This is a genomic window from Gordonia sp. GONU, assembly GCF_024733855.1.
Lineage (GTDB): Bacteria > Actinomycetota > Actinomycetes > Mycobacteriales > Mycobacteriaceae > Gordonia > Gordonia amicalis.
Genome location: NZ_JANRHB010000034.1, coordinates 19,536 through 42,998 on the forward strand (window position 1 = coordinate 19,536; position 23,463 = coordinate 42,998).

At 67.1% G+C, this 23,463-nt stretch carries 22 protein-coding genes; 14 read left to right on the forward strand and 8 right to left on the reverse strand.

The window, feature by feature from the left end:
- Positions 1–84 precede the first annotated feature (84 nt).
- Genes NWF34_RS21225 through NWF34_RS21245 form a run of 5 tightly spaced genes read left to right on the forward strand, consistent with a single transcriptional unit; the run spans position 85 to position 5,807 of the window.
- Positions 85–1,278, forward strand: a complete 1,194-nt coding sequence (locus NWF34_RS21225) for an acyl-CoA dehydrogenase family protein (RefSeq protein ID WP_159405784.1) — start codon at positions 85–87, stop codon at positions 1,276–1,278.
- Positions 1,275–2,009 carry a hypothetical protein gene (locus tag NWF34_RS21230; protein ID WP_258326004.1) on the forward strand — a complete coding sequence of 245 codons (735 nt, stop codon included), beginning with the start codon at positions 1,275–1,277 and terminating at the stop codon, positions 2,007–2,009. The genes NWF34_RS21225 and NWF34_RS21230 overlap by 4 nt, the downstream gene beginning before the upstream one ends.
- Entirely contained in the window at positions 2,006–2,878 is an 873-nt protein-coding gene (locus NWF34_RS21235) for an alpha/beta fold hydrolase (protein ID WP_258326005.1), read from the forward strand. Before NWF34_RS21230 ends, NWF34_RS21235 begins: the two co-directional genes overlap by 4 nt.
- Entirely contained in the window at positions 2,875–4,572 is a 1,698-nt protein-coding gene (locus tag NWF34_RS21240) for an AMP-binding protein (protein WP_258326006.1), read from the forward strand. The genes NWF34_RS21235 and NWF34_RS21240 overlap by 4 nt, the downstream gene beginning before the upstream one ends.
- Positions 4,569–5,807: an acetyl-CoA C-acetyltransferase gene (locus tag NWF34_RS21245; protein ID WP_258326007.1), complete on the forward strand. Its 1,239-nt coding sequence runs from the start codon at positions 4,569–4,571 to the stop codon at positions 5,805–5,807. Before NWF34_RS21240 ends, NWF34_RS21245 begins: the two co-directional genes overlap by 4 nt.
- 8 nt (positions 5,808–5,815) lie before the next feature.
- On the opposite strand, the gene NWF34_RS21250 is transcribed toward NWF34_RS21245, so the two are convergent.
- The gene (locus NWF34_RS21250) at positions 5,816–6,523 is read right to left on the reverse strand and encodes a tyrosine-protein phosphatase (protein WP_024499651.1); all 708 of its coding nucleotides are present in this window, start codon (positions 6,521–6,523) and stop codon (positions 5,816–5,818) included.
- Positions 6,524–6,599: 76 nt separating this feature from the next.
- Positions 6,600–6,914 carry a DUF2470 domain-containing protein gene (locus NWF34_RS21255; RefSeq protein ID WP_258326008.1) on the reverse strand — a complete coding sequence of 105 codons (315 nt, stop codon included), beginning with the start codon at positions 6,912–6,914 and terminating at the stop codon, positions 6,600–6,602.
- A gap of 104 nt (positions 6,915–7,018) precedes the next feature.
- Between NWF34_RS21255 and NWF34_RS21260 the strand changes: the two genes are divergently transcribed.
- Positions 7,019–7,651 (forward strand): flavin reductase family protein, encoded by a 633-nt coding sequence (locus tag NWF34_RS21260; protein ID WP_258326009.1) that lies wholly within the window; start codon positions 7,019–7,021, stop codon positions 7,649–7,651.
- Here the strand turns inward: NWF34_RS21260 and NWF34_RS21265 are convergent.
- From NWF34_RS21265 to msrB, 3 genes are all read right to left on the reverse strand, one after another.
- Complete coding sequence (locus NWF34_RS21265; RefSeq protein ID WP_258326010.1) at positions 7,648–8,601, reverse strand: PfkB family carbohydrate kinase; 954 nt, start codon at positions 8,599–8,601, stop codon at positions 7,648–7,650. The genes NWF34_RS21260 and NWF34_RS21265 overlap by 4 nt on opposite strands.
- Before the next feature lie 114 nt (positions 8,602–8,715).
- The gene (gene msrA, locus NWF34_RS21270) at positions 8,716–9,264 is read right to left on the reverse strand and encodes a peptide-methionine (S)-S-oxide reductase MsrA (RefSeq protein ID WP_024499647.1); all 549 of its coding nucleotides are present in this window, start codon (positions 9,262–9,264) and stop codon (positions 8,716–8,718) included.
- Positions 9,261–9,746 carry a peptide-methionine (R)-S-oxide reductase MsrB gene (gene msrB / locus NWF34_RS21275; protein WP_258326011.1) on the reverse strand — a complete coding sequence of 162 codons (486 nt, stop codon included), beginning with the start codon at positions 9,744–9,746 and terminating at the stop codon, positions 9,261–9,263. Before msrB ends, msrA begins: the two co-directional genes overlap by 4 nt.
- 191 nt (positions 9,747–9,937) lie before the next feature.
- On the opposite strand from msrB, the gene NWF34_RS21280 reads away from it, so the two are divergent.
- The gene (locus NWF34_RS21280; RefSeq protein WP_159405776.1) at positions 9,938–11,350 is read left to right on the forward strand and encodes an amino acid permease; all 1,413 of its coding nucleotides are present in this window, start codon (positions 9,938–9,940) and stop codon (positions 11,348–11,350) included.
- Between the two features lie 94 nt (positions 11,351–11,444).
- On the opposite strand, the gene NWF34_RS21285 is transcribed toward NWF34_RS21280, so the two are convergent.
- Entirely contained in the window at positions 11,445–13,178 is a 1,734-nt protein-coding gene (locus tag NWF34_RS21285; RefSeq protein ID WP_024499644.1) for a PEP-utilizing enzyme, read from the reverse strand.
- 272 nt (positions 13,179–13,450) lie between these two features.
- On the opposite strand from NWF34_RS21285, the gene surE reads away from it, so the two are divergent.
- Positions 13,451–14,239 carry a 5'/3'-nucleotidase SurE gene (surE, locus tag NWF34_RS21290; RefSeq protein ID WP_258326012.1) on the forward strand — a complete coding sequence of 263 codons (789 nt, stop codon included), beginning with the start codon at positions 13,451–13,453 and terminating at the stop codon, positions 14,237–14,239.
- Between the two features lie 98 nt (positions 14,240–14,337).
- Here surE and NWF34_RS21295 read toward each other — a convergent pair whose 3' ends face one another.
- Positions 14,338–14,967: a MarR family winged helix-turn-helix transcriptional regulator gene (locus NWF34_RS21295; RefSeq protein ID WP_258326013.1), complete on the reverse strand. Its 630-nt coding sequence runs from the start codon at positions 14,965–14,967 to the stop codon at positions 14,338–14,340.
- Entirely contained in the window at positions 14,964–16,535 is a 1,572-nt protein-coding gene (locus NWF34_RS21300) for an AMP-binding protein (RefSeq protein ID WP_258326014.1), read from the reverse strand. Before NWF34_RS21300 ends, NWF34_RS21295 begins: the two co-directional genes overlap by 4 nt.
- A gap of 165 nt (positions 16,536–16,700) precedes the next feature.
- On the opposite strand from NWF34_RS21300, the gene NWF34_RS21305 reads away from it, so the two are divergent.
- From NWF34_RS21305 to NWF34_RS21330, 6 genes are read left to right on the forward strand one after another with little or no spacing between them, the layout of a single operon-like run.
- Positions 16,701–17,900 (forward strand): cytochrome P450, encoded by a 1,200-nt coding sequence (locus tag NWF34_RS21305; protein WP_258326015.1) that lies wholly within the window; start codon positions 16,701–16,703, stop codon positions 17,898–17,900.
- Complete coding sequence (locus NWF34_RS21310; RefSeq protein ID WP_258326016.1) at positions 17,897–19,351, forward strand: aldehyde dehydrogenase family protein; 1,455 nt, start codon at positions 17,897–17,899, stop codon at positions 19,349–19,351. Before NWF34_RS21305 ends, NWF34_RS21310 begins: the two co-directional genes overlap by 4 nt.
- Positions 19,348–20,172, forward strand: a complete 825-nt coding sequence (locus NWF34_RS21315) for an SDR family oxidoreductase (RefSeq protein WP_024499638.1) — start codon at positions 19,348–19,350, stop codon at positions 20,170–20,172. The genes NWF34_RS21310 and NWF34_RS21315 overlap by 4 nt, the downstream gene beginning before the upstream one ends.
- A gap of 13 nt (positions 20,173–20,185) precedes the next feature.
- A complete protein-coding gene (locus tag NWF34_RS21320; protein ID WP_258326017.1) occupies positions 20,186–21,670 on the forward strand; it encodes a pyruvate, phosphate dikinase in 1,485 nt (494 codons plus the stop codon).
- The gene (locus tag NWF34_RS21325) at positions 21,667–22,380 is read left to right on the forward strand and encodes a TetR/AcrR family transcriptional regulator (RefSeq protein WP_024499636.1); all 714 of its coding nucleotides are present in this window, start codon (positions 21,667–21,669) and stop codon (positions 22,378–22,380) included. The genes NWF34_RS21320 and NWF34_RS21325 overlap by 4 nt, the downstream gene beginning before the upstream one ends.
- A complete protein-coding gene (locus tag NWF34_RS21330) occupies positions 22,377–23,420 on the forward strand; it encodes a ferredoxin--NADP reductase (protein WP_258326018.1) in 1,044 nt (347 codons plus the stop codon). Before NWF34_RS21325 ends, NWF34_RS21330 begins: the two co-directional genes overlap by 4 nt.
- Positions 23,421–23,463 lie beyond the last annotated feature (43 nt).

The following is a 23,463-nucleotide window of genomic DNA, read 5'->3' on the forward strand; positions in this document are numbered from 1 at the left end:
GTGCTCTAATGGTGAACGCACGTTAATGAGTGGCCGGCGAGTACGACCCGGTTCACTCCGGCCCGCATTCACCAGGAGAAGGCCATGACCCATCGGCCGTCACAGCCCCGGACCGACAGCCCGCGATACCTGACCGAGGATCGGATCGCCATCCGCGACCTCGCCCGCGACTTCGCCATGAAGCAGGTGCTGCCGGTCGCCAACGAGCTCGACCCCGTCCAGGGGACCATCCCCGACACGCTCAAGAAGGCGATGGCCGAGGTCGGGTTCTTCGGCATCATGATTCCCGAGGAGCACGGCGGCCTCGGGCTCGGCGTCTTCGAATACTGCCTCGTCGCCGAAGAACTCTCGCGTGCGTGGATGAGCGTGTCGGGACTGTTGGCGCGCGGCAACGGCATGGGCGGCGGATTCACCCCCGAGCAGGAGTCCGCACTCCTGCCACGCGTGGCGCGCGGCGAATACCTCGGCGCCTATGCGCTTTCCGAGGCCGAGGCAGGCTCCGACGTCGCCAACATCTCCTGCCGGGCGACCCGTGACGGCGACGACTGGGTCGTCAACGGCACCAAGATGTGGTGCACCTATGCCGACGAGGCCGACTACCTCGTGCTGTTCGCCCGTACCGATCCGAACAAGGACCCGGCCAAACCGCATCGCGGCATCAGCGCCTTCCTCGTCGAGAAGGATCGCGGCGTGTTCCCCGAGGGCATCTCCGGCACCAAGGTCCGTAAGATCGGCTACTTCGGCTGGAACACCTGGGAACTGTCCTTCGACGATTTCCGCATCCCCGCCGACCGCATGCTCGGCGGGGAGGGCAAGGGCTTCTACCTCGCGGTCAGCGGGCTCGAGGTCGGTCGTGCCCACACGGCGGCTCGCGCGATCGGCCTGGCCCGCGCCGCACTCGAGGACTCCATCGCCTACATGCACACCCGCAAGCAGTTCGGCCACGAACTCGCGGACTTCCAGCACCTGCGTTTCAAGATCGCCACGATGGCCGCCGACATCGAGGCCGCGCGGCAGTTGATGTACTCGGTCGCCACCGACATCGACACCGGCCGGCGTTGTTCGCTCGAGGCCTCCATGTGCAAACTCGTCGCCACCGAAATGGCCGAACGGGTGACCAGCGAGGCCGTCCAGATCCACGGTGGCGCCGGCTACACCACCGACTTCCAGGTCGAACGTCATTGGCGCGACGCACGTCTCACCAAGATCTTCGAAGGCACCAGCGAGATCCAGATGCGGATCATCTCCGACGAGTTGCTGGGCAGGGCCGGGTCATGAGCTCCGCCCTCGCATCGATCCGCGTCGGCGTCCGGACCGCGACCGGCACCGAACCGGCCGCCGATGTCCTCGACCGCCACGGGCTCCGCATCCCCGCTCGTTCACCGTCGTTCGGGATGGTGGTGGCGGAGTGGCTGACCGACCCGGTCCCGGCTGCCGAACGGGTCGGCGTCACCTGGTCGGCCACAACGCCGATCACCGGGTCGGACCGTGTCCACGCCACCACCGTCGTGACCCGCGTCGGACCCGACGGCATCGACCGCGAGGTCCGGCTGCTCGACGACACCGGGCGGGTTCGCGAATCCGGGACGGAGACCTGGCGTACCGAGATCCGGACCGAAGTGATTCCGTCGCTTGACTTCTGCTCGATCGAGTGGGGTGAGCAACTGCGTGGACGCCTGCATCACGACGCCGCGTTCACGTCGTCGGTCTCCACCTGGGACGGCACCGTCGGACTGCGGTGCGGCAACCGCGAAGTGCACCTGCGCATCTACAAGGGCCAGGTCATCGACGTCACGCGGCGCGCGCTCCTGGGTGCCACGTTCACCTTCGAAGCGGCCCCTGTCACCTGGGTGGATCTGATGCTGTCCGACTCAGACGACTTCATGCGTCGCGCACTCCGTGGTGAGTTCTCCTCAGCCGGAAACGGATACGAGTATCTGCGATTGACCAAGCCGTTACACGCGATCATCCAGAACGCGCGAGCGATGGCGCGGGAGGTGCACTCATGATCGAGGCACGCTACCTCGAGATCCAGGGCGCCTTGGCGTTCGTCGAGATCGTCACCGCCGACCCCACCGCGCCGGGCCGACGCGTCGCCGACATACCGACGGTGCTGTGCATCCACACCGCCGGACAGAGCGGCGTCCAATGGCGTTGTGCCGCACAGGACATCGCCGACCGCGGCTACCGCGTCATCGTCCCGGACCTACCGGGTCACGGACGCTCCGAGCCCTGCCCAACCGGCCCGATCACCGGCCTCGGCGACTACGCCGACTGGCTCACCGCCGTCCTTCGGCGTCTGGACGTCGAGCGGCCGTATGTCATCGGGTGTTCCATCGGCGGCAAACTCACGCTCGAACTGGCGACGCGGCCGGAGTACCCGCTCGCCGGGGCCGTCGCCATGGCCGCCGAGACCGGGCCGGGCCGGGTCAGGATCGCCGGTCTACGACGCGAACTCGAGGATGTCGCCGGGCCCGCCCGCGCGGACCGCACCTACCTCGGCAGCCTGGCCTCCGTAGGACGGGCGGTGCCTGCGGCGCGGGCACATCTCATCGGCCTCATGCACAAACGTGAGGACCCGGAGATCTCCTCGTCGGATCTCATCGGCTGGGGCAGTCACGATGTCCGCGACCGGCTCACCGAACTCACCTGTGGCCTGCACCTGGTCTGCGGCGCCGACGATCCGTGGATCAGTGTGGACGCCGTCCGCCGAGCCGCCGACGAGATCAACGAACTCGACGGTCCGCGTGCGGAGTTCACCGAGCTGGCCGGATACGGCCACTATCCGATGGAGGAGCTCCCCGACTTCGGTTCACGCGCCGACGCCTGGCTGCGGTCCCTGTCGTCCGGCATGCGCACCCCGGAGGTCGTGTCATGACCGTCACCACCCGTCCCACGCTCGCGGGAATGCTCGCCGACCTCGTCCAGAAGTCCCCGGACAGTCCGGTGGCGATGGACGTCGCCGACGGCGAGGTGATCACCCTCACCCGATCCGAACTCGCGCGACGAGTCGAGCAGCTGCGCGAAGAGCTGTCCGACATCGGTGTCCGTCGAGGCCAGTGTCTGGCGGTATATCTGCCGAACTGGTCCGACGCGCTCGTCTGGCAGTTCGCCGCGTCGGCCGTCGGTGCGCACGTCATCGGGGTCAACACCCGGTACAACGTCGGCGAGGTCGCCCACATCCTGAACTCGGCGCGGCCCGTGGTGGTCGCCGTCCCCGCACAGTTCCACGGGCTCGACATCTCCGGCACCTTGCGCGATGCGAGTTCGGCGGCCGATCCCGTTCCCGCGATCGCGGTCGTCCCCGGGCCGTTGAGTCCCACCGCGACGCCGTCCGACTTCGATCTCGGCGCGGGAGCCTGGATCGCCGGAAGTGGCGACACCACCGGCGTTCACGCACCCGCGACCCCGTCGACGGCGGCATGGACACCTGCGGGTGAGCGCGCTGCGGACACCGGTGAACTCGGGGTCGCATTCACGACCTCGGGCTCCACCGGGACCCCCAAGCTCGCCGCGCACCGGGATTGTGCCGTCGTCCGACATGCGCATGCCGATTCCGTCATCATGGACGTCCGCGAGGGCGACGTGGTCCTCGGCGTCCTACCCGTGTCGGGTGTCTTCGGATTCAGCACGGCCATGGCTGGTCTCGCCGGTGGCGCAGCCATCCTGATGGAGCCCGTCTTCGACGCGGTGGCCGCCCTCGATCGAGTCGAATCGCTGCGTGTGACCCACATCGTCGGCGGCGACGACCTCTTCGGGCGCCTGTACGACACCTGGCATGACGGCCGGCGTACCGACCTGAGTTCGTTGCGTTGGCTCGGCATCGCGGACTTCCTCGGCCGGTCCCATGACATCGCCCGGTGGGCGCGTGACGAGGCCGGCGCCGAGACGACCGGTGTCTTCGGTTCGTCGGAAGTCTTCGCCCTCGCTCTGCTGTGGTCGTCGGACGACCCGGAATCGTTGCGCTGGAACGGCGGTGGCCGGCCGGTGGAGGATGCCATCGAGGTCCGTGTCGTCGATCCGTTCGACGACCGCATCCTGGGAGCCGACGAGGAGGGTGAACTGCAGTTCCGCGGTCCCAACGTCGTCGACGCGTATCTCGGCAACCCGGAAGCCGCCACGCGGGCATTCACCACCGACGGCTGGTTCCGCAGCGGCGATCTCGCGCGCACCCTCGGCACCGGCGGCTTCCGTTATGTGTGCCGTATGGGAGATGTGTTGCGGCTACGAGGTTTCCTCGTCGACCCGGCGGAGATCGAGCACCGCCTCGCCGAACACGAGAACGTGCAGACCGCGAAGGTCGTCGGGGTCACCGGTTCTGGTGGTTACACCGAGGCGGTGGCCTTCGTCGTACCCGTCGACCCCGACGCCGACCTCGACGCCGCCTCGTTGAAGGCCTGGTGCCGCGACCGCCTGGCCGCATTCAAGGTGCCTGCCGCCGTACACGTGATCGAGGAGATGCCGACCACGGTCGGGGGCAACGGAACCAAGATCCGGGCCGTCGAGCTGCGAGACTGGGCGCAGCGGTGGTCAGGCCAGGAAGTGGACTACCGCAAAGGAACACCCGCATGAGCGTCAACACCGCACCACCCGCAGCCGACGACGTCGTGCTCTGTGAGCCACTCCGTACGCCCGTGGGACGCTACGGCGGTTCGTTCGTCGACGTCCCGGCGACCGACCTGGCCGCGACGGTGATCTCGGAACTGTTGCAACGCACCGCGATCGACCCGGAGAGTATCGACGACGTGATCTTCGGCCAGTGTTACCCCAATGGCGAGGCGCCGGCCATCGGTCGCGTCGCCGCACTCGATGCGGGACTCCCCGTCACCGTGCCGGGTTCCCAGCTCGACCGGCGTTGCGGCTCCGGTCTACAGGCCGTACTCGACGCCGCGATGCGCATCCAGACCGGGGTCGCCGAGCTGGTGATCGCCGGCGGCGTCGAATCCATGAGTCGCGCAGAGTATTACACCGAATCGATGCGATGGGGCGCCAAGGGCGCGCCGGCCGCCCTGCACGACCGGCTGGCCCGCGGCCGCGTCACCGCGGGCGGAAAGAACCATCCGGTCCCCGGTGGCATGCTCGAGACCGCGGAGAACCTCCGCCGCGAGTACTCGATCCCGCGCCGGGAACAGGACGAGTTGGCCGTCGAATCGCATCGACGCGCCGTGGCCGCCATCGAGAGCGGCAAGTTCGCGGAAGAGATCGTGCCGGTGTCGGTTCCGCAGCGCAAAGGCGACGACCAGGTCGTCGACCGCGACGAACATCCCCGTGCCGACACCACGCTGGAGTCACTGGCCCGACTGCGCCCGATCATGGGCAGATCCGATCCCGAGGCGACCGTCACCGCCGGCAACGCCAGCGGCCAGAACGACGGCGCCGCCGCCACACTGGTGACCACCCGGGCGAATGCCGAACGCCTGGGTCTCGATCCGCTCGCCCGCCTGGTCACCTGGGCGGTCGCCGGTGTCGGCCCGGAGGTGATGGGCATCGGCCCGGTCCCCTCCACCGCCAAGGCACTCGCGCGGGCGGGTCTCGAACTGTCCGACATCGATCTCATCGAACTGAACGAGGCCTTCGCCGCCCAGGCGCTCGCGGTCACTCGAGAGTGGAAGTTCGCCGACGCCGATTTCGAGCGCACCAACGTCAACGGGTCGGGTATCTCATTGGGTCACCCGGTCGGTGCGACCGGCGTGCGGATCCTGACGACACTGCTGCGTGAACTCGACCGTCGTGAGGCACGTTTCGGACTCGAGACCATGTGCATCGGGGGCGGCCAGGGGCTCACCGCGATCTTCGAGCGGGTCTGAGACCCGGTTCAGCCGACGAAGGTGGCGACCCAGCGCTCGAAGCGCGGGACGTCGCCGCCGTGGGCCTCGAACCATCCCCAGGCCCCGCCCGGCGTGCCGGTCACCTCGTCGATGACGAGGTCGATGGCCTCACGCGGAGTCCGCAGGATCGGAGCGGCGAGTGTGGTGCCGGCCGGGATTCTGCGCCGCTCGCGCAATCGTGCGAAGACCCCGGCGATGAAGTCCTCGGTGCGCTGGTAGTCGGCGATCACCGAATCCGCCTCGACCCCGGCGAGGAGCAGTGCGATCGCCACGACCATGCCCGTGCGATCCTTGCCGGCCGCGCAGTGCACGAGTGTCGAACCGGTGGAATCGAATTCGTTGAGAGCCGCGGTGAGCCGGTGTTGCCCGGTGCGGATGACCGACGAATAGATCTCGATGAGCGCCGTGTCGGCGAGCCGGTCGATACGCGCACTCGACGACACCTGCCGATTGACGACCCGCACAGCCGACGGCCAGGTGACGGCTATCGGCTCGATCTCCGTGGGGTTCCGCAGGTCGACGACGGTACTCGGCGGCCACGGCACCCCCGCCGGGTCCTCGTCGGCGGGATAGGGCGCGTCGCTGCGGATCAACACGTTCGGCACCGTCACACCGCCCGACGCGAGGGGCAGCCCACCCAGGTCCCGAAGATTTGCGAACGTCCGGAGCCTGGCATCGGAGGAGGAGAGGGTCACGCGATTCCCGTCGTTGTCACTGACAAGTCGCACCTCAGGATACTGAAGTCTGGACCCTGCGGTATCCGTGCGTGAGCTATCTCTCCGGAGTCGCCTCCAGGCGGGCCTGCGCATCCCGGAACATCGCCACCACGGCCATGCGTACGTCCGTCCGGTTCACCACCGGACGGTCCCACTCGAATCGCATCTCGACGACCCCTTCCGGGACGGTGACGTCGAAGATCGCGGCTTCGTGATCGAATCCGGTCATCACGGCCGCAGTCGCGTCGCGTCGTTGTCCGAGAGCGTGGCAGATGACCAGCGAGTCGTCGGCGTGGTCGCCGTTCATGTGCGCCAGCACCCCGGCCACCACGTCCTCGGTGAACTGCGGTGTCGTGTCATGACCAGCCATGTCAACCTCTCTCGTCGATCTCGTCGAGGGTACTCGGCGCCGTCACCTCGTCCCCGGACGGTGTTGCCCCGGGACACGATGCAGCACTCACGTACGGTGAAGCGATGACCGGGTACCACTCCTACGAGCCGGCCGCGGGCCACCGGCTCGCCCATGACCCCCTCAACGCGATCATCGCGCCGCGTCCCATCGGCTGGATCTCCACGGTGTCCGACGACGCGGTGCGAAATCTCGCCCCCTACAGCTTCTTCAACCTCTTCAACTACTCCCCTCCGATCATCGGCTTCGCCAGCATCGGCTGGAAAGACACTGTCGCCAATGCCAAGTCGACCGGTGAGTTCGTGTGGAACCTCGCGACCGAGGCGATCGGCGAGCAGATGAACCAAACCTCCGCCGCGCTTCCTGCAGACGTCGACGAGTTCGACCACGCCGGCCTGACCGCGGTCGACTCCGACCTGGTTCGCCCGTCCCGGGTCGCCCAGAGCCCGGTCAACTTCGAGTGCCTGGTCACCGAGGCCTTCCAACTGCGGTCCGCCGCAGGCGAGTCCGTGGACACCTGGATGGTCCTCGGCGAGGTCGTGAAGGTGCACATCTCGACGGCGCTTCTCGATGACGACCTGACCTACGACACGGCGCGCCCCCGGCCCCTGTTACGCGCCGGCGGCAAGGGTGACTACTTCATTCCGAGCGACGAACATCATCTCTACATGGAGCGGCCCCAGCCGATGACGCGTTAGGTTCCCGACGCCGCGCGCTGGATCGCCGGCGCCGTCGGCATCCCGGTGCGCGCCCCCACGTGAACCACCGACAACGACGCTGCTGCCGCACCACGCCGCGCAGCCGTCACGAGATCGTCGCCGGCCGCAAGGGAAGCCGCCAGCACGCCGTTGAAGGTGTCGCCGGCACCTGTCGTGTCCACCACCGTCTCGACCCTGCCCGCCGGCACGGCGGTCGCACCGGCGCGGTCGACGACCAGCAACCCATCGGCGCCGAGCGTGACGATCACGGTCACCTCGAAGTGTTTCGCGAGGGCGACTGCCATCTCGGTCTCGGTCATGCGGTCATGATCCGCGACCACCGACGTCCGCACGTACAGGTCGCGCAGTTCCGAGGCGTTGGGGGTGAGGATGTCCGGAACCGAGATCACGCCGACGAGTTCGTCGAGGACGGGGGCCGGATTGACGACGCACGGGACACCAAGTTCCGCAGCGGCTTTCACCGCTGCAATGGCTGCATCGGGGGCTATCTCGGTGCTGACGAGTACGCAACCGACTCCCCAGTCCGCGGCGCGGTCGACGGCCGCGCGTACCCGCTCGGGGTCGACACGCGCATTCGCCCCCGATCCCACCGCGATCTGATTCTCGCCGGACGGATCCACCACGATCAGCGCGGCGCCGGTGGCGACTCCGGCGACCCGGGTGACCTCGGTGACGTCGACGCCCTCGTCCGCGAGCTCCGCGAGAGCCCCCGCTCCCATCTCGTCGTCACCGACCGCGCCGCAGTATCGGACAGCCGCGCCTGATCGCGCCGCCGCGACAGCGGCGTTCGCACCCTTGCCACCTCCGTGGCGGGCCACGTCCGGCCCGACGACGGTCTCCCCGGGGCCGGGCAGCCGATCGGCACCGACGACGAGGTCGACGTTCACGGCCCCGACTACGAGCACCTTCCCGGTGTCAGCATCGGTCATGAGGGCTCCTTCGACGTCGGCACAGGCAGGTGCGCACGATTCTGGCACCTCAGAAAGGCGCCGGACCGGGGCGCGCGTGAAGGAGACGCACACGTCCCGCGCGACCCCGGTACGTCACGGCGTGGTCGACGCACCGCGCCTGGGAAGTACCCAATCGGCGCGCGGGAAGTGGCAGGTGTAGCCGGACGGATACCTCAGCAGGTAGTCCTGATGCTCGGGTTCGGCCTCCCAGAACGGCCCTGCGGGCTCGATGGTCGTGACGGCCGCACCCGGCCACAGGCCCGACGCGTTCACATCGGCGATCGTGTCCCGGGCCACCTGCTCCTGCTCCGGGCTCAGCGGGAAGATCGCCGACCGGTAGCTCGTCCCGACGTCGTTGCCCTGGCGGTTACGAGTGGTCGGATCGTGGATCTGGAAGAAGAACGCCAGAATGTCCCGGTACGTGGTCTGCGTCGGGTCGAACACGATCTCGACGGCCTCGGCGTGACCGGGATGGTTGCGATAGGTGGCGTGGTCGTTCTGCCCGCCCGTGTAGCCGACGCGGGTGTCGAGGACACCCGGCTGCTTGCGGATCAGGTCTTCCATCCCCCAGAAGCATCCGCCGGCGAGGACCGCGGTCTCGGTGCCGGGTCGGACGGTGATCTGGCCGGTGTCGGTGGTCATGCGGTCTCCCCTTCGGTATGGGTGTCTGCGGTTGTGGTGTCGCGGAACAGCCCGGCGTACTGCCCGTAGCCCTCGGCTTCGAGGTCGCTAGCCGGGATGAAGCGCAGCGCTGCCGAATTCATGCAGTAGCGCTGTCCGCCGGCTTCGCGCGGACCGTCGTCGAAGACGTGGCCGAGGTGGCTGTCGGCCCCCGACGAACGCACCTCGGTGCGTCGCATCCACAGGGTGCGATCGGACTTGGTCGTCACGGCGGCGGCGTCGATGGGTCTGGTGAAGCTCGGCCATCCGGTGCCGCTGTCGTACTTGTCGGTGGACGAGAACAGCGGCTGGCCGGAGACCACGTCGACGTAGATACCCGGCTCGTGGTTGTCCCAGTACTCGTTGTCGAAGGCGCGCTCGGTGCCGTCGCGCTGGGTGACGCGGAACTGCGCGTCGGTGAGGCGGTTCAGGGCCTCGGGGGTCTTGCGGTATTCGGTGCTCACGATTCCTCCTGTCGACGCCGGCCGCTCGTCGATCTGGCAGAGCTTTCCGGCGTCATCATGCGCAACAACGCGGGGTCCCGATTTGGTCCCGCGTGAGTGAATCCGACAATTCAGGCTGGTGAATCCGGCTGCGAGGTCGTCGTTACCCTGAGGACCGCCAACCAACACAAAGGCGGTCAGGAGTTCTCCACGTGACGATCGAGCACGGAAGCGCCGAAACCGGCGTCGAGGCAGACGAGGGTTACCAGCGCGGGCTCACCGCGCGCACCGTCCAGATGATCGCCATCGGCGGCGCGATCGGCACCGGACTCTTCTACGGGTCGGGCGGAGCGATCGAGAAAGCCGGACCGGCGCTCGTCCTCGCCTATGCACTCGCAGGCCTGGCCATCTTCATCGTGATGCGAGCCCTCGGCGAGTTGCTGATCTACCGTCCGATCTCGGGCGGGATCAGCGAGTACGCCGACGAGTTCCTCGGCCGCTTCGCCGGGTTCAGCCAGGGCTGGACCTACTGGGCCGTGTGGACCACCACGTGCATGGCCGAGATCACCGTCGCCGGCAAGTACATCAACTACTGGTGGCCGGCGGTCCCCGTCTGGCTGACCGCACTGGTCGCGCTCCTCGTCCTGTTCTGCGCGAACCTCATCTCGGTCGGGCTGTTCGGAAAGGCCGAGTTCTGGTTCTCCACGATCAAGGTGACCGCCATCGTCGGCATGATCGTCGTCGGCATCGGCGTGCTGCTCCCGATCTCCGGGTTCGGCCCGGAGACCGGACCGTCGGTCACGAATCTCTGGAACGACGGCGGATTCTTCGCCACCGGCTTCAGCAATGCCCTGCTCAGCCTGCAGATCGTGATGTTCGCCTATGTCGGCGTCGAGCTGGTCGGCGTCACCGCGGGTGAGGCCGAGAATCCGCGGGTCACGCTGCGCAAAGCGATCAACTCGGTGCCCTTCCGCATCGGCATCTTCTACGTCGGCGCCATCATCGTCATCCTGTCCGTGCGCAGCTGGAAGGACTACCAGGAGGGCGAGAGCCCGTTCGTGTCCGTCTTCTCCTACATCGGCATCCCCGGAGCCGCGGGGATCGTGAACTTCATCCTGCTGACCGCTGCCCTATCGTCCTGCAACTCGGGTATCTACTCCACCGGCCGGATGCTGCGGTCGCTGGCGCACACCGGTGACGCCCCGAAGCAGCTGACGAAGCTGTCGAGCCGCAAGGTCCCGGCCGCGGGCATCGCCGTGAGCGCTGCGGTGATGGTCCTCGGCGTGGTGGTCAACGTGCTGGACCCCGAACACGCCTTCGCGTACATCACGGCGGTCTCGACGGTCGGCATCATCGTGATCTGGTCGACGATCCTGCTGTGTCAGATGGCCTTCCGGCGCCGGGTCGCACGAGGCGAATTACCCGCCTCCGACTACCGGGTGCCCGGGGCGCCGGTCACCACCTGGCTTGCACTCGCCTTCCTGGTCATGGTTTTCGTATTGCTCTTCTTCGACGAGGACGGGCGTATCGCGCTCATCGTCGGCGCGGTGTGGTTCACCGGAGTCGGCATCGGTTACCTCGCCTGGACGCGCAACGCCGGGGAGCTGGCCGACCGCGAGGTCTGACGATCCGCCGACGAACGAACCCGGACCAGATGGACGAGCGGCCCCGACGGAGATGTCCGTCGGGGCCGCCCGGGTTCGGGGGCGCCGAATCCGGTCAGAGAAGAGTGACCCTGCCAGAGGTGCCGTCGACCTCGACCATGGCTCCGTCGGTGATCCGCCGGGTGGCTTCGGTGGCCGACACGACGCAGGGGATGCCCAGCTCGCGACTCACGATCGCGGCGTGGGAGAACGGGGCGCCCACGTCGACGACGACCGCAGCGGCGGCGACGAACAGCGGAGTCCACGACGGATCGGTGATCGGTGCGACGAGGATGTCACCCGGCTCCAGGGCCGAGGGATCATCGGGATTCGTGAGAACCCTGGCGCGGCCGCGTGCAGTGCCGCCACAGGCGGGAACGCCGGTGATGGTGTCACCGCTGGATGCGGCAGCGACACTCGACTCCGAACGCAGCGGCCATTCGCTGACCGGGGGCGGGGTGCCGTCCACGACGAACGGCGGTGTGCGATCGAAGAGGTCGAGGTAGACCTTCTCCCGCTCCACGAGGGTTTCCCGGTAGGACTCCGGGTTCTCGAGGAAGTCCGGCAGTTCGTCGGCGAACACCATGAAGATCTGGCGGCTCGAGTCGATCGCGCCCTTGTCCGCGAAGCGACGACCGAGTTCGAGAGCCGGTAGACGGAGCTCGTGGATGAGCATGGCAGCGGTTGTTCGGCCTCGTTCGCGGCCTCGCATCCACAACGCGGACGCATTGAGAACCGCCTCGAACTGCGCGGAGGCTTCCGCGTCGGCGGCCAGGGTCTCGCGGATCGCCGCTGCTGCAGCATCGCGTTGCGCGGCGCGCTCGGCGGACTTCGCCTCCGGTGCTTCGTCATCCGAGACATCGCGCATTCGATCGATGGTTGCAAGGGCCAGGTCCGGGTCGACACCCCAGGTGATGGCTCGGATCTCCCACTCGGCGGGGCCACGGAAATCCCAGTCGGCGAGGAATGTGTCGAGCTCAGCGGTGAACTCCGCGACCGCGGCCGACTCGGAAGCCCTGAGCTTCGCGTAGAGGCCCTTGGTGCCTGCGTCGAACAGAGCCGCGACGTCCGGATGCTGAGCCCGACGGCTGAGATCCCACATACGCAGCGAGGGGCCGGCGGAATCGACGTTGCCGAGTCCCGCGACGAGGGTGAGGGACTGTTCCGGCTTACCGACCGCCTCGGCCAGCTGTGCGATGGCACCGAGCCCGACACCGGACTTCAGGCTCGCCTCGATGTGATGCTTGAAGAGTCGACGCAAGAGGGTCTCGAACGAATTCATCCGCTCGACCAGCTCGGCGTCGGACAGCGTGGTCATGTCCGGCCGATTTCGACGGATCTCGTCGACCTCGTCGCGATCGGCGTCGTAGGCGGCGAGGTCGGTCGCGCCGAGGACCTGCTCGGCGAGCCACGCGTCGGCCTTGGCCTCGTACTCGGGGCTCTGGTCGAAGTCCCGCTTCTCACTCTCGTAGCTCGGGATGCCCGGCATGTCGCCGAAGTACTGCAGGTCGACCGCCTCGGCGCCCATGCCCGGTACCCGCACACCGAACAGGCGCATCAGGGACATGTTGATGTAGAGGTAGCTCCCGAAGGCCGGAAGGATGTTGAAGTCGACCGAGTCGTCGTAGAGGTCGTCGTCCCACACCCCGCACGCGATGAACGCATCGCGCCATCCGGGTTCAAGAGTGTGCTGGAACCCGAGGGAAGCGTTCAGCGGGGTGATCGGGTCGGGGAAGATCTCACCGACGTTGGCGCGGGAGTACAGCGGGAAAATTTTCGAAGTCTCGTTCGAGATCGGCCAGGCAGTCATGTGTCCGGGCGTCCTTCCATTTCGTCTTGAGCCAGCGGCCGAATCCTCGAACCGCTTCCGGCATCGCGCCACCGATTTGTCGGTTAGCGAACGCTGTGTCACATTATCCTGTGACACCACTCACGTTGTCAACCACCTGTGACTGCCTATTACCCGTCCAAACACGCGCTTTCGTCCGAACGTCCCATCTCCACTGGACACAGATGTGATGAGTGAGTCACTATTTATGGCAGGCACGCCGGTGATGACAGGCTGCCGAGAGGAGAAGTCTGATGCGAGTGCTGGTCACCAACGACGACGGATACGACGCCGATGGGTTGATCGCGGTCGCGTCGGCGCTAATCACGGCAGGACACGAGGTGGTCGTCGGCGCGCCGAGTTCCGAGCGCAGCGGCAGTGGCAGTTCGTTGGGCACCATCGAGGACGGCGCGCTGATTCCCACGACCGAGCACCGGCTCGCCGAACTCGGTGACACCCCGGTGTTCGCGTTGGACTGTCCGCCGGCATTGACGACAATCGCGTTCTGCTCGGGCGCGTTCGGACCGCCGCCTGAGCTCGTGGTCAGCGGCATCAACGAGGGCCACAACACCGGACGGTCGATCCTGTTCTCGAGCACGGTCGGGGCCGTCCTCGCCGCGCGCGTGGCCGGCGTCGGCGGCATCGCGGTCAGTTCCGGCTTCGCCCCGCATAGCCGCTACGACACCGCCGCAGCGGTGACCGAGCGCATCGTCGGCTGGATCGCCGAATCCAACACCCCGCGAATGACGTTGAACGTCAATGTTCCTGACGTCGACTTCGCCGACCTTCATGGTATCCGGATGACATCGCTCGCCGCCAGGAGCATGTTCTCCCTTCGACTCTCACGCACCAAGAACGCACTGCTGATCAATCGCGTGCTGCGGGACGCCGGCTTCCGCGAGGGCACCGACAGTGCCGCCGTGGCCGACGGTTTCGTCTCGGTGTCGGCGTTGCGCGGAGTCGACGCGGACAGCGATCCCATTCGCGACGCGGACGCAGCGGCGCGATTGGACGACGCATTGGGTCTAACGCGACTCGCCTGACAGCGCCGAGCAACCTGTACACCGATTGAGCCGCCCGTCACCAGGTGACGGGCGGCTCAATCGATATGGGGCTCAGTCGCTGCTGCCGGACCGAGTTCTCACTCGTCGCCGGCGCCGCGCTCGCGGCCCGACGTCAGCAGCAGGTCCTGGTGCAACTCCATCCAGATGTCGTGGTAGCTGTCGTACATCGGACGGGCGAACGCCGCGGTGTCGCCGTCGCGCACCTTCTGCAGTGCGACCGACAGTCGGGCGCTGTAACGACCCAACCGGGGAATGTCGGTGCCGACCGCATCCAGCGCAGCGGAGACCCGCTCGTGAACCTCACCCAACTCGGCGACGACAGATGCGTCGTAGTCGGGATCGGTGTGATCGTTGGGCGTTTCGTCCGGACGAACCTGCCACGCGGAGCAGATTTTCTTGAAGTCGCCGTTGATCGGTCTGAAGGCTTCGTGGAACGTATCCACTGCCACACGCTCGGAATCACCGAGCACGAACTCCGTGGCCAACCGCTCGTACTCCTCGCGGCCTGCCGGAGTGATCATCGTGCCGGAGATGCGTCCGCCCTCACGGCGCAGGACGAAGCCCGTTTCCCGGAGCGCATCGACCGTCGCGGTCAGTGTGTCGGAGGCCAGACCCGTCAGCGCGGCCAAGGCCTCGTCACTGGCGAGTCCTTTCACCTTGAGGGCGTGCAGCACATCGAATTCGGCGGTTGAGGTCTTCGTCGTCATACTTTCTCTCCTTGAAACGTCGACGGACTGGGCAACTGTTGCGAATCGGGGAACTTCGACGAACCGGGGCCGGCGCCTTCGTCCGCGGTGGCGAAGCGGTCGACCAGTGTGCGCTTGTCGAGCTTGCCGGTGGGTAGGCGGGGTAGGTCGGTGGTGAAGCCGACGGATCGGGGCGCCTTGAAGTGCGCCAGGTGCTCGCGCGCGTGGTCGATCAACTCGGCCTCGGTGACCACCGCTCCGGGGCGCACCTCGACGACCGCCTTGACCGACTCGCCGAACTCGGCATCCGGGACACCGACCACCGCCACGTCGGCGACGGCGGGGTGAGCCATCAGGGCCGTCTCGATCTCCTCGGGGTAGATGTTGACCCCGCCCGAGATGATCATGAAGCCACGACGCCCGACGAGATAGAGGAAACCCTCGTCGTCGAGGTACCCGATGTCTCCCATCTGCTTCAGTGCCGGACGGGACGCGTCACCGGAACCGGCGGTGGCCTCGAAGCAGACTGTGCCCTGTTCGCCGGGGTCGACGTCGGCGCCGTCGGCGTCGGTGATGTGCACCCTGGCAGCACCGAGGGGGCGGCCGACCGACCCGGGGTGCGACTGCGCCTCCAGCGGCGAGATGTAGGTGTGGCCGTAGCCTTCGGAAGCTCCGTAGTACTCGTGGAGGATCGGCCCCCACCAGTCGAAGATCGCCGTCTTGACGTGCGGCGGACACGGGGCACCAGACGTGAAGGCCACCTGGTGACGGGGCGAGAGCGCGATGGACTCCCGATCCGGTAGACGCAGCAGGCGGACGAGCATGGTCGGCACCCACTGTGAGTGGGTGACCCCGTAGTCAACGATCGCCCTCATTGCCCCCGCGGCGTCGAACCTCTCCATACACACCACCGTGCCGCCGGCAGCCAAGGTGATCAGTTGGAACGTGAACGGCGCCGCGTGATAGTTGGGTGCCGGGGAGAGCAGGACAGAGTCGGAACCGACCCCGAGCTTGTCGACCAGCCCGGAGTGTCGGCGCGGCGCCTCGGAGGGATGTATTCCGAGCAGTGGCTGGGCGAACCGTTTCGGGCGCCCGGTGGTCCCGCCGCTGTAGAGCACTCGCGCACCGAGCAACTCGGTTTCCAGCGGGTCGGTGGATTGATCGGCGAGGGCCGTATCCCACTCGACACACCCCTCGGCCGCCCCGTCGGCGCACACGATCACCGGGTGCTCGTCGGTCGTGCCGCCCACCGCGGCGACCACCTGCTCGGCGAGCGCAACGCTGGTGACTATCGCCGCCGGACGGTCCTCACTGATGAGTGCCGCCAACTCGGCAGGCTTGAGGTGCCAGTTCACCGGCGTCACGTAGAGGCCACTGCGCATCCCGGCGGCCACCGCCACCGGCCAGGCCAGGTTGTTCTCCATCACCAACACGACCGAGCCGCCCGGGCCGACGCCCCGCGACTGCCAGAATCGAGCCAGCTGGTTCGATCGTCGATCGAGCTCGGCGTAGGTGATGCGCTCCCCCGACCCCGCCATCACATAGGCGATGGCTTCGGGGCGGTCACGCACGGTCGACGGTGGGTACACGTCACTCCTGATTGCGAATCGCAAGTCGCATTGCTTACCCCCGGCCGATCACCCGGTTATCGCAGGCAAGCAACCTCCGACTTTTCTACTGTTGTGGTTCACAACACACCATAGACTATGGTTTAGTGAAAGTGCAGTCACAAACCAGAGTCTTTTGGAGACGACATGACAATCGCTGACAACATCGACCTGATGGATCTCAGCCCCTTCGCCGCGGGCGTCGACCACGAGCTGTTCGCACAGCTGCGCGACACGGACCCGCTGCACTGGAACGCCGAACACGATGGCCCGGGATTCTGGTCGGTGACCCGCTACGAGGACATCAAGGCCGTGGCCTCCAACGCCGAAGACTTCACTGTCACGCAGGGTACCCAGATCGCCAGTCGACGCGCGGAAGGAGAGGGTGCGCGCAGCATCCACCACGTCGACCCTCCCGAGCACGGCAAGCTGCGCGGCATCGTCACCCCGCACGTGCGGCCCGTGAAGCTCAAGTCGCTCGAAGGGGACATCGCCGCCGTCATCGACGAACTCCTCGATGCCCACACCGGCACCGGTGACATCGACTTCGTCGCCTCCATCGCCGCGCAGCTCCCCCTGGTGATGATCGGGCGCCTCCTCGGCGCACCGCTCGAGGACTGCCCGAACCTGTTGCGCTGGACGAACCAGATGGCCAGCGAGGATCCCGACTACTCCGAAGGACCCGAAACCGCGGTGAAAGCGCGTGACGAGGTCTTCGCCTACTTCCGCGGAGTGGAGAAGCTCCGCCGCGAATGCCCCGCCGACGATCTGATCAGCGTGCTGACCGCGGCCGAACTCGACGGTGTACCGCTCAGTCGTGGCTACCTCGACGCCTACTACCTGATCCTGATGGTCGCGGGCAACGAGACGACGCGCAATCTGCTGTCGGGCGGGGTCAACGTCCTGTCCGAGAATCCGCAGTGGTGGGACTTCATGCGTGAGAACCCCGCCAAGATCCGGGTGGTCGTCGAGGAGATGGTTCGCTGGGTCTCGCCAGTCCTTTCCATGCGGCGCACCGCAACCCGCGACATCGAGATGCACGGCAAGACCATCCGAGAGGGCGACAAGGTCGTGATGTGGTTCTGCTCGGCAAATCGCGACGAACGCGCCTTCGAGAACCCGGAGACGTTCGTCGGCAACCGCTTCCCCAACGAGCACGTCGGTTTCGGGTGGGGCGCGCATGCCTGCCTCGGCTCGAACCTCGCGCGGATGGAAGCACGGCTGTTCTTCACCCGCGTCATCGAGCGCGGACTGGACATCAAGGTGATGGATCAGCCGAATCGGTTGCAGAGCAACTTCTTCCGTGGAATCAAGACGCTCCCGGCCCGAATCGAAGCGACCCGATGAGCACTATCGGCGAGCTGGGGACACCCGCCGGCGTCGGAGCGGGTCCCGCGGCCCTGATCGAGGACCGCGTCATCGCCGATGGCGCACCGATCCCGGTGATCAACCCGTTCACCGACCGCGAGATCGGTACGACCCATGAGGCCGGTAGTGCCATCGTCGACGAGGCCGTCGCCGCAGCCGTGGCCGCCCTGCCGTCATGGTCCCGGACCAGCGCGGCGCATCGGGCAACGGTGTTGCGTGCGACCGCGGATCTGATCGATCACCATGGTCACCGGATCGCGGCGACCGTGACCTCCGAAATGGGAATGCCGACCGCTCTGTCGACTGCCACCCAGCAGGTATTGCCTGCATCGGTCCTGCGCGCCACCGCAGACGCTGCCGAGCGCTTTCCCTGGGAACAGACCGTGGACGGGGCGATCGTGCGCCGCGTTGCCGGCGGCGTCGTCGCGGCGATCACACCGTGGAACATGCCCGTACATCAGATCATCGCCAAGGTCGCCGCCGCCTTCGCCGCCGGCTGCACCGTGGTGCTCAAGCCCTCCGAGGCGACGCCCTTCGATGCCGCACTGGTCCGTCGGTGCTTCCTCGAAGCCGGACTTCCCGCAGGCGCATTCGCCATCGTGAACGGCACGGGACCAGAGACCGGGCAGGCGTTGTCGTCACATCCCGACATCACCCACGTGTCGTTCACCGGTAGCGTCCGCGGCGGAAAAGCAGTCGCTGCGGCGGCCGCAGAGTCACTGGCCCGGACCACGCTCGAACTCGGCGGCAAGTCACCCGCCGTCGTGCTGCCCGACGCCGACCTCGACGCCGTCGTCCCGAGGATCCTGGCCTCCGGGCTGGTCAACTCCGGCCAGGCCTGCAACGCGACCACGCGACTCGTGCTCCCCGCCGCGCATGCCGACCGCATCGAGCAGCTGATCGGCGATGCGCTCGCCGAACTCGTGTTCGGCGACCCGACCGCACCCGAGACCACCCATGGTCCGCTGGCATCAGCCGCGCACGCCCGACGAGTTCTGGACCACATCGATCTCGCCCGGCACGACGGTGGTCGCGTGATCGCCGGTACCGGAGAGCAACTCGGCATAGGCAACTCCCGCTGCTTCGTGGCCCCGATCGTCTTCGGTGATCTCGACCGCTCCGCGTCCGCGGTGCGCGAGGAGATCTTCGGGCCGGTCCTGGTGGTGCAGTATTACCGCGATGTGGCCGAGGCGATCGAGGTGGCCAACGACAGCCAGTACGGCCTGTCCGCTGAGGTGTGGTCCGCCGACCGGGATCACGCGGTCGAGGTCGCGACACACCTCGAGGTCGGCCAGGTCAAGATCAACGGGGTGCGTACCCGCGAACGGCCCACCGTCCCCTTCGGTGGGGTCAAGAACTCCGGCTACGGACGCGAACTCGGCAGTGTGGGTATCGCCGAGTTCACCGAGGTATCGGCGGTGATGGCATGAGCGACGCCTCCAGCATCGCACGTACGGTGGTCATCACCGGCGCCGCGTCGGGAATCGGTCTGGCCCTGGTGAATCGGCTGCTCGACCGGGAGCCGGACACCCGCGTCATCGCGATCGACATAGCCGCCTGCCCGGACGATCGCGCACACTCCCTCCGGTGCGACCTGTCCGACCTGGCGGCCATCGCCGCACTGGATCTACCCGACCACGTCGACGCATTGGCCAACGTCGCCGGCGTGCCGGGCACCGCGCCGGCCGAGACCGTCCTGGCGGTGAACACCCTGGGCCTGCGGGCGCTGACATTCGCTGTGCTCGAACGGATGTCAGGAGGTGCGGTCGTCAACGTGGCCTCGATCGCGGCACACCGGAACACCCTGGGACACGACGATATCGTCGGACTCCTCGAGGTCCGCGACCGCGACGAGCTACGTGAATGGCTGGACCGGACACAGCTCGACGGCCCGGCGGCCTACGACACGTCCAAGCGTGCTGTCGTGGATTGGACCATCGCCTTGTCGGCGTCTCTGCAGGCCCGAGGTATCCGCGCGCTGTCGGTCAGTCCCGGACCCACCGAAACCCCGATCCTCACCGACTTCGAACAGTCCATGGGCGTCGACGCCATTGCACGATCGGCATCGATGGTCGGCCGCCATGGCACCGCCGCGGAATCGGCGTCGGTGATCGACTTCCTGCTCAGCCCTGCTGCAGACTGGGTCAACGGCATCGACGTCCCCGTCGAAGGCGGACTCACCGCGCTGCGTTCAGCAGCCCTCCCCACTCCTCTGTCCCAGCCTCGAGCTCGGGTCGACACCACCGAGTGAAAGGACCACTCTGATGAACACACCCGCTGTCCTGGCACTGGACGGGACCGCTCCGGCCGACCGGGAGTTACTGGGAGGCAAGGCCTACAGCGTCAACCGCATGCGGTCGCTCGGGCTGCCGGTCCCGCCCGCCTTCGCCATCACCACGCCGGTCTGTGCACGGTTCCACGACAACGGAGGCCAACTCCCCGACGAGGTGTGGGACGAGGTCGTCAATCAACTGCACGTCCTCGAACAGCAGACCGGAAAGACCTTCGGTGCCGGACCGTTTCCCCTTCTTGTGTCGGTGCGTTCGGGTGCCGCGCAGAGCATGCCCGGGATGATGGACACCGTCCTCAACCTGGGGCTGACCGAGCAGCTGACCGCCGACCTCGCCGAGGCGACCGGGGACCACGACTGGGCGCGCGACACCTGGGCGCGGTTCTGCGCGGGATACGGCGAGGTCGTTCTCGGTGACGCCGCGTCCGCACCGCCCGTCGATCCGCACGACCAGTTGCGCGAGGCCATCGGCGCGGTGTTCCGCTCGTGGACCAATGAGCGGGTCACTGCGTATCGCCGCCACCACGGACTCGGCGAGGGCGGTGGCACCGCGGTGACCGTGCAGGCCATGGTGTTCGGGAATCGCGACGAGCAGTCCGGTACCGGTGTGATCTTCAGCCGCGACCCGGCCACCGGCGACCCTCAGCTATTCGGCGAATGGCTTTCGCAAGCACAGGGAGAGGACGTGGTCTCCGGAGAACGCACTCCGCAGACGATCGATCAGTTCCAGGTTCACTCCCCGCAGTTGCACCAGGAGCTGAGTGCGATCTCGGCCACTCTGGAAGCCGAGCATCGCGATCTGGTCGACATCGAGTTCACCGTCGAGAGCGGCACGCTCTACATGCTGCAATGTCGATCGGGCAAGCGGTCTGCACGTGCGGCGGTGCGCATCGCCGTCGATCTGGTCCGTGAGGGCCTCATCAGCCGTGAGGAGGCCGTCTCGCGCATCAGCGCAGAGCAGGCCGAGACCCTCGCCCAGCACAACTCGGCCGACGCGGGCGCCGAACTGCTCGCCTCGGGCACGGGCGCAGGACCGGGAGCCGCCGTCGGCGTCGTCTACACGGACACCGACGCCGCCTGCATCGCGGCCGCCGAGGGCGAACGCGTGGTCCTCGTGCGCCCATCGACCTCCCCGGCCGATGTCCCGGCGATGTTCGACTCCGTCGCCGTGGTCACGGAGGTCGGCGGAACCACGTCTCATGCCGCACTGGTGTGCCGCGAGATCGGCGTGCCGTGCGTCGTCGGCTGTGGGATCGGCCTCTCGCAGACCTTGGCGGGACAGACGGTCACCGTCGACGGTTCGACCGGAAAGGTCTACGCAGGCGACGCACTGAACTCCGGGGACACCAGCGACGAGTATCTCGACGAACTGCTGTCGTTCCTCCCCGACACCATGCCGGATGGCCATCCGCTGAAGGCACTACAGGCAGCACGGTCGCTGGAAGGAGCGACCCGATGAGTACCGAGACCGGCCCCGACACACGCGAGCATGACGGGATCAACGCGGCCTATTCGGCGGCCGGACTGCTCGACGAGACAGCGGTCTCGACCAAACGCGCCAACAAGCGCGGTGAACAGACCCGCGACAAGCTGGTGAAGGCGGCCACCGAGTGCTTCACCGAGTACGGATACACCCGCACCCGCATCTCGGACATCACCCACCGCGCCAACGTTTCTCAAGGCAACTTCTACCGCCACTTCGTAGGCCTGGACGACATCTTCCTCGCGGCTCTCCGTCCGTCGCTGCAGGAACTGGCCACCGCCCGGCTGCGGCCCGACCGAACCCACGGTGAGTTGGAATCGCTGATCGAGGTCAACACGACATATCTACAGGCCTACGCCCGTAGCCGCCACATGCTGCGCCTGCTCCGCGAGGCCGCCGCGGCCAGCGAGAATCCGGGATTCAAACAGTTGTGGCTCAACCTTCGTGGCGACTTCGTCAAACGCACCGAACGTTGGCTGGAACGCCTCGTCGCGAGCGGCGCGATCGAAAGCTGTGACACCAACCTGCTCGCGGAGACGCTGGGATGTGCCACCGAACAGATGGCCTACATCCATGTCGGCCTGCCGACCAGCACGCCTCGACGAGAACGACTCGAAGCGCTCGGCACCGCACTCGGCGAACTGTGGTACCGAGCGATTCCCCTCATCTCCAGGACCACCACATGACCCAATCGACCATCTCTCCCGTCGCACGGACCCTCGGCATCGACGTGACCGTCACCGCGGTCATCGACGAGACCCCGGAGGCCCGCACGATCGTACTGGACTTCCCCGACGGCACCGACTACCGGCCCGGACAGTTCATCACCGTCCGTATTCCCAGTGACCGCACCGGCCTCGTCGCCCGCAGCTACTCCCTGTCCACGGCCCCGAACGTCGACGCTTCCCCGGCGATCACCGTCAAACGAACCCGCGACGGCTACGGGTCGAACTGGTTGTGCGACAACGCCGAACCGGGATTGGTGCTGCATATCCTCCCACCGTCGGGCGTCTTCACGCCACGGTCCTGGGAAGGACCGCTGTACCTCTTCGCGGCCGGCAGCGGGGTGACCCCGGTGATGTCGATACTGCGTTCGGCACTGGCGGAGCACGACACCGACGTGGTGTTGTTCTACGCCAACCGCGACCATGAGTCGACCATCTTCGCGAGCGCGATCGACGAACTGACAGCTCGTCATCCCGCGCAACTGACCGTGAACCACTGGCTCGAGACCGAGCGGGGTCTTCCCACCGCGGATGCGGTCAGCGGGGTCCTCACCGACGCAGTCGGTACGGGCGAAGCATTCATCTGTGGCCCAGCACCTTTCATGGACCTCGTCGAGCACACCCTGCGGGAACACGGCATCCACCACGACCAGGTTCACGTCGAGCGATATGTGTCGTTGACCGGCGATCCGTTCACGCTGGACACTGCCGACCACGAGGGCTCCGGTGCATCGGAGATCACCGTCACCATCGACGGAGACGTCCGAACCGTCCGGTGCGGCACGGACACCGTCCTGCTCGACGCGCTCCTCGCCTCGGATGTCGACGCCCCGTACTCGTGTCGCGAAGGGGACTGCGGGTCGTGTGTGGCACGCCTGACCGCCGGGGAAGTAGACCACGGCAACGGGATCGCACTGGAACCCGAGGACATCGACGACGGCTACCTGCTGACCTGTCAGGCGACCCCGAAGAGCGGCCGCATCGGGATCGAGTTCGACTGAACTCTCAGACCTGATCCGATCCGGTCATCGGCGCAGCGCCGTC

What these genes read in the sequence shown, in the direction of transcription:
- NWF34_RS21225 (WP_159405784.1), top strand. Translation starts at nt 85, where the DNA reads ATGACCCATCGGCCGTCACAGCCCCGGACCGACAGCCCGCGATACCTG.
- NWF34_RS21230 (WP_258326004.1), top strand. Translation starts at nt 1,275, where the DNA reads ATGAGCTCCGCCCTCGCATCGATCCGCGTCGGCGTCCGGACCGCGACC.
- NWF34_RS21235 (WP_258326005.1), top strand. Translation starts at nt 2,006, where the DNA reads ATGATCGAGGCACGCTACCTCGAGATCCAGGGCGCCTTGGCGTTCGTC.
- NWF34_RS21240 (WP_258326006.1), top strand. Translation starts at nt 2,875, where the DNA reads ATGACCGTCACCACCCGTCCCACGCTCGCGGGAATGCTCGCCGACCTC.
- NWF34_RS21245 (WP_258326007.1), top strand. Translation starts at nt 4,569, where the DNA reads ATGAGCGTCAACACCGCACCACCCGCAGCCGACGACGTCGTGCTCTGT.
- NWF34_RS21255 (WP_258326008.1), bottom strand. Translation starts at nt 6,914, where the DNA reads ATGGCTGGTCATGACACGACACCGCAGTTCACCGAGGACGTGGTGGCC.
- NWF34_RS21260 (WP_258326009.1), top strand. Translation starts at nt 7,019, where the DNA reads ATGACCGGGTACCACTCCTACGAGCCGGCCGCGGGCCACCGGCTCGCC.
- NWF34_RS21265 (WP_258326010.1), bottom strand. Translation starts at nt 8,601, where the DNA reads ATGACCGATGCTGACACCGGGAAGGTGCTCGTAGTCGGGGCCGTGAAC.
- msrA (WP_024499647.1), bottom strand. Translation starts at nt 9,264, where the DNA reads ATGACCACCGACACCGGCCAGATCACCGTCCGACCCGGCACCGAGACC.
- NWF34_RS21285 (WP_024499644.1), bottom strand. Translation starts at nt 13,178, where the DNA reads ATGACTGCCTGGCCGATCTCGAACGAGACTTCGAAAATTTTCCCGCTG.
- surE (WP_258326012.1), top strand. Translation starts at nt 13,451, where the DNA reads ATGCGAGTGCTGGTCACCAACGACGACGGATACGACGCCGATGGGTTG.
- NWF34_RS21295 (WP_258326013.1), bottom strand. Translation starts at nt 14,967, where the DNA reads ATGACGACGAAGACCTCAACCGCCGAATTCGATGTGCTGCACGCCCTC.
- NWF34_RS21305 (WP_258326015.1), top strand. Translation starts at nt 16,701, where the DNA reads ATGACAATCGCTGACAACATCGACCTGATGGATCTCAGCCCCTTCGCC.
- NWF34_RS21310 (WP_258326016.1), top strand. Translation starts at nt 17,897, where the DNA reads ATGAGCACTATCGGCGAGCTGGGGACACCCGCCGGCGTCGGAGCGGGT.
- NWF34_RS21315 (WP_024499638.1), top strand. Translation starts at nt 19,348, where the DNA reads ATGAGCGACGCCTCCAGCATCGCACGTACGGTGGTCATCACCGGCGCC.
- NWF34_RS21320 (WP_258326017.1), top strand. Translation starts at nt 20,186, where the DNA reads ATGAACACACCCGCTGTCCTGGCACTGGACGGGACCGCTCCGGCCGAC.
- NWF34_RS21325 (WP_024499636.1), top strand. Translation starts at nt 21,667, where the DNA reads ATGAGTACCGAGACCGGCCCCGACACACGCGAGCATGACGGGATCAAC.
- NWF34_RS21330 (WP_258326018.1), top strand. Translation starts at nt 22,377, where the DNA reads ATGACCCAATCGACCATCTCTCCCGTCGCACGGACCCTCGGCATCGAC.